The sequence below is a fragment of the Kribbia dieselivorans NBRC 106261 genome (assembly GCF_001552435.1).
GTDB lineage: Bacteria > Actinomycetota > Actinomycetes > Actinomycetales > Dermatophilaceae > Kribbia > Kribbia dieselivorans.
In genome coordinates, this window is record NZ_BCRE01000226.1 from 1 (window position 1) to 3,034 (window position 3,034).

Genomic DNA, 3,034 nt, shown 5'->3' on the forward strand with positions numbered 1-3,034 from the left:
ATCGACCAGGTCGCCGAGTCCGGCGCCAACACCCCCGAGGGCTGGCACGAGGACCCGCCGATCGGGACCGGCGAGGTGCCCGACCCGGGCGCGAACGGGTCCGCGTGAGCAGCGGCGACGCCGAGCTCGTCGAGGCGTTGCCGCCGCGGCACATCGACCGCCCGCGCGCCGAGGCCGCGGTGCGGGAGTTGCTGTTCGCGATCGGTGAGGATCCTGACCGCGACGGGCTGATCGAGACTCCGGCTCGGGTGGCGCGCTCGTACGAGGAGATCTTCGCCGGGCTGCGCCAGGAGCCGAAGGACGTGCTCGGCACGACGTTCGAGATCGAGCATGAGGAGCTCATCCTCGTGCGCGACATCGAGGTGTACTCGACGTGCGAGCACCACCTCGTGCCGTTCCACGGGGTGGCGCACGTCGGGTACATCCCGGCGTCGGACGGTCGGGTGGCCGGGCTGAGCAAGATCGCCCGACTCGTCGACCTCTACGCCCGCCGCCCGCAGGTGCAGGAGCGGTTGACCACGCAGGTGGCCGACGCGATCGTCGACCACCTCCAGGCCCAGGGTGTCATCGCCGTGTTCGAGTGCGAGCACCTGTGCATGTCGATGCGCGGGGTGCGCAAGCCCGGCGCGAAGACGATCACCTCGGCCGTGCGCGGTCAACTGCGCAGCGCGGCGACCCGCGCCGAGGCCATGGCATTGCTGACCAACGGGCACCGCTGACGTGTCCGACGAGGCGTTGCTGCTCGATCTGGAGCGCCCGGTCAGACCCGTGATCATGGGCGTCGTCAACGTCACGCCCGATTCGTTCAGCGACGGCGGCCGCTGGTTCGACCCGGCCCAGGCGATCGCGCACGCCCATGGCCTTGTCGCGGCCGGAGCGTCGATCGTCGACGTCGGCGGAGAATCGACCCGTCCGGGGGCGCAACGGCCGGACGAGGCCGAGGAATTGCGCCGGGTCGTCCCCGTCGTGGCCGCGTTGGCCGCCGACGGGCTGACCGTCTCGGTCGACACCATGCGCGCCTCCGTCGCCCGGGCCGCCGTCGAGGCCGGCGCGGCGATCATCAACGATGTGTCGGCCGGCCTGGCCGACACCGAGATGCTGCCGCTCGTGGCGCAATGCCAGTTGCCCTACGTGGCGATGCACTGGCGCGGCCACTCGACCGACATGTACGGGCCGGCGCAGTACCGCGACGTCGTCACCGAGGTGCTCGACGAACTCCAGCAGCGCGTCGTCGACCTGCTCGGCGCGGGCGTGCCGCCGGAGAACATCATCCTCGACCCGGGCCTGGGGTTCGCGAAGACGGCCGAACACAACTGGGCGATCATGCGCGATCTCGAACGGTTCGTCGCGACGGGACAGCGGGTGCTGCTCGGGTCGTCGCGCAAGACGTTCCTGGGTCGGGTCGGGCGCACGCCGGAGCGTCGTCGTCCCCCGGCCGAGCGGGACACCGCCACCGCCGTGACGAGCCTGTACGGCGCGATGGCCGGATGCTGGGCAGTGCGCGTGCACGACGTGACGAGCACGATGGACGCGTTCGACGTGTGGGAGGCCATGGGCTCGCCCACGGAGGTGGCCGATGAGTGACCGAATCGAACTGCGCGGCGTGCGGGCCCGCGGCACCCACGGGGTGTTCGAGCACGAGAAGCGTGACGGGCAGGAGTTCGTCGTCGATGTCGTCATCGAGGCCGACCTCGGCCCGGCGGGGCGCACCGACGACCTGACCCGCACGATCAACTACGGCGAGGTCGCCGCGGGGATCGTCGCGCGGATCGAGGGCGAGTCGCTCGACCTCATCGAGTCGCTGGCCGCGCAGATCGCCGGGGACATCCTGAAGCACCCGCGCGTCGAGTCGGTCGAGGTCACGGTGCACAAGCCGCAGGCCCCGGTCGGGGTTCCCTTCGGTGACGTCGCCGTCGTCGTCGACCGGCAGCGCCCGATCGTGCCGATCGTCGTCGCCCTCGGGTCGAACCTGGGCAGCGCCGTCGACGGTGAGGTGCTCTCACCCGCCGAGACCGTGCAGTGGGCCGCCGAGGGACTGCTCGAGCTCAGCCCGACCGTGCGGCTGTCGAACCTGGTCGCCACCGACCCCGTCGGCGGGCCGGAGCAGCCCGAGTTCGTCAACGCAATTGCGCTGCTGACCACGCAGGCCAGCCCCTATGAGGTGCTGCGCGAACTGCACGCCATGGAGGCCCGCTTCGGGCGCACCCGGGACGAGCGGTGGGGACCGCGCACGCTCGATCTCGACCTCGTGCAATACGGCGATCCGCACGCCGGCACCGATGTCGTGCTCGACGACGCGGACCTGACGCTGCCGCACCCGCGCGCCCACGAACGCGGGTTCGTGCTCGTGCCGTGGGCCACGGTCGACCCGACCGCCGTGTTGCGCGTCGATGGCGTCACCCGGGCCGTGGCCGAACTCGCCGAGCAGGTCGACACCTCCGGCGTGCGGGCGATCCCGGCCACCGACGGCGGCTGGACCTACGGCGCGGAGCCGCCGTGGGCGGGCCACGACTGGGACGACGAGGAGCCCTGATGGGCTCGGGCGTGCGCTGGAGTCACGGCCTGATCGCCGGGCTGCTCGGGCTGGTCATCTCGTGGGCGGCGGGTCGGTGGTGGATGTCCACCGGCAACATCCCGGCGCCGGTGCCGTGGCTGACGATGATCATGATCCTCGTCATTGCCGGGCTCGTGCTCTGGATGGGCCTGGCCGTGCGCCGCTACCTCGCCGGCAAGGCGACGACAACGATGAAGCCCGCGCGGTCGGCGGCGACGGTGGCGTTGGCGCAGGCGGCGATCCTGGGTGGGGCATTCCTGGTGGGGGCGTACGCCGGGCAGGCGCTGCTGCTCATCCAGGACTATGACTTCGGCCCGTACCGCGGCCGGCTGCTGCGCTTCGGACTCGCCGCACTGTCCTCCGCCGTGCTCACCGCCGTGGGTGGGGTCGTGCAGCACTGGTGCCGCGTCGATCCGCCGAAGGACGACGAGGAGCGCGCGGGCGCCCCCGCCTGACGCACACCACCCCCTGCCCACCCCC

General features: G+C 72.0%; 4 protein-coding genes. All 4 read left to right on the forward strand.

The features are described 5' to 3' along the window. Positions 1-104 precede the first annotated feature (104 nt). The 4 genes from folE to KD1_RS14900 are packed head-to-tail and all read left to right on the forward strand — an operon-like array spanning position 105 to position 3,009. Complete coding sequence (gene folE / locus KD1_RS14885) at positions 105-719, forward strand: GTP cyclohydrolase I FolE (RefSeq protein ID WP_068403227.1); 615 nt, start codon at positions 105-107, stop codon at positions 717-719. 55 nt (positions 720-774) lie between these two features. Continuing rightward, the gene (gene folP / locus KD1_RS14890) at positions 775-1,584 is read left to right on the forward strand and encodes a dihydropteroate synthase (RefSeq protein WP_068403232.1); all 810 of its coding nucleotides are present in this window, start codon (positions 775-777) and stop codon (positions 1,582-1,584) included. Further along, positions 1,577-2,533, forward strand: a complete 957-nt coding sequence (folK, locus tag KD1_RS14895; protein ID WP_068403229.1) for a 2-amino-4-hydroxy-6-hydroxymethyldihydropteridine diphosphokinase — start codon at positions 1,577-1,579, stop codon at positions 2,531-2,533. The genes folP and folK overlap by 8 nt, the downstream gene beginning before the upstream one ends. Continuing rightward, the gene (locus KD1_RS14900) at positions 2,533-3,009 is read left to right on the forward strand and encodes a DUF3180 domain-containing protein (protein ID WP_068403230.1); all 477 of its coding nucleotides are present in this window, start codon (positions 2,533-2,535) and stop codon (positions 3,007-3,009) included. The genes folK and KD1_RS14900 overlap by 1 nt, the downstream gene beginning before the upstream one ends. Positions 3,010-3,034 lie beyond the last annotated feature (25 nt).